Here is a 1,411-nt window from a genome sequence, read left to right as displayed (position 1 = left end):
GTAGTAGGAACATTAACAACTGGTATCGTATTAACTGGAGGGATTGGAGCAACATCAGCAAGTACAGAAGGTGTAGATAATACTAAAAATTCAGCACCAATTATCCAACGTACCCAAATACTTAAAGATGATTTCAGTCTGATAAATGGTGAAAGAGAAGTATCGTTCGAGCATGTAAAAAAAGCAGATATGAGAGTTCATATGACAAACAATACTAAAGGTACACTTGATTGGTCTTTAAAAGACTCAAAAGGTAATGTTATTGGTTCTGGATCGTTAGCAGCAGGAAAGGGTTTTACAAATACGTACAATACTCTTCCAAAAGGTAAATATAAGCTTAAAGTTACTCACAGAAATGGTGGTTCTGGATCATTCTATGCAGCTGCTCGTACTTTAGACTAGTATATATAGAATCATCTTAAGTATATTAAAGAAGAACAATCAGGGAGTTTGAGGATTAAGGAGTTTTGTTATAATATCATCGTGCTAATGCAAAATCAAAAAAGGCCTACCTAGGAAAATAGGTGGGCTTTTTAATGCAGAAAAAAAGACACCCAAAGGTGTCTTCTGACTTGAATTAATATTTCAAACCGGACGGTTCGGTCTGAAATAGAGTTAAGATATTAACAAATTAATTTTCTTAATATTCACCTGTAGCATATTCTCTCTTATTCTTTTAGTTAAAAATAATAAATAGCAATCACTGCTAGCGAATTATTAATCATGTGCATTATAATTCCCACATATAAACGCCCGGTTAACTTATAAGTACAACCTAAACCAATTCCCAAAAGGAAATATGGAATTGTTTCTAAAGAAAGAAGACTAACATGCATACCTGCAAAAATAGCTGAAGAAACAAGTACACCTAACCAGGAATTTTTAAAAATTCCATGCTGTATAACACCACGATAGACAATTTCTTCACCAATGGGTGCTACTAGAGCAATAGAAAATGCGAAGACTAAAATGGGTAACGTTACTTGGCTTTCTAATTCAACTTGATTAGATGACTGAAAACTTATAAAGTCTGCTAGTAACAGCGGTAGGGATTTACATACTACAGTTAGTACTAGACCTAAAAGTAAGCTTTTTGGCAAACTCATCGTAAAATTATTTTGATTTGTAAAAGGCTCTTTAGATCTACGATAATAAAAATAAATTATTAGAACAACTAACAAATCAATTGCGTCAAACGAAATGCTCATCCCGCCAAACTGTTCATCACTAATGAAATAAACTAGTGCGATAAGTTGCTTTAAAATCATATAAAACACAAAAATCCCTAACGATATTGCCGACATTTTATTGAATCGACATTGTTTTTTTAATATACCAAACACAAAAAATCCTCCTTGAAATAATTTTAATTCGTAGAACATGATAACGAAGTATAACTTCTTTTGCACTA

At 32.5% G+C, this 1,411-nt stretch carries 2 protein-coding genes; one reads left to right on the top strand and one right to left on the bottom strand.

The annotated features are described in order from the left end of the window. A partial coding sequence (locus ACQGS6_RS28470) for a hypothetical protein (protein ID WP_426966027.1) occupies positions 1-402 on the top strand: 402 nt, incomplete at its 5' end. Positions 403-680: 278 nt separating this feature from the next. Here the strand turns inward: ACQGS6_RS28470 and ACQGS6_RS28465 are convergent. Further along, on the bottom strand, positions 681-1,411 hold a 731-nt coding region (locus ACQGS6_RS28465), incomplete at its 5' end, for a CPBP family intramembrane glutamic endopeptidase (protein WP_426966026.1).

The sequence above is a fragment of the Bacillus sp. GMs2/2 genome, assembly GCF_050172095.1.
Classification (GTDB): Bacteria; Bacillota; Bacilli; order Bacillales; family Bacillaceae_G; genus Bacillus_A; species Bacillus_A cereus.
The sequence above is the reverse complement of the archived record's forward strand: the minus strand, read 5'-3'. Positions and strand labels throughout refer to the sequence as shown.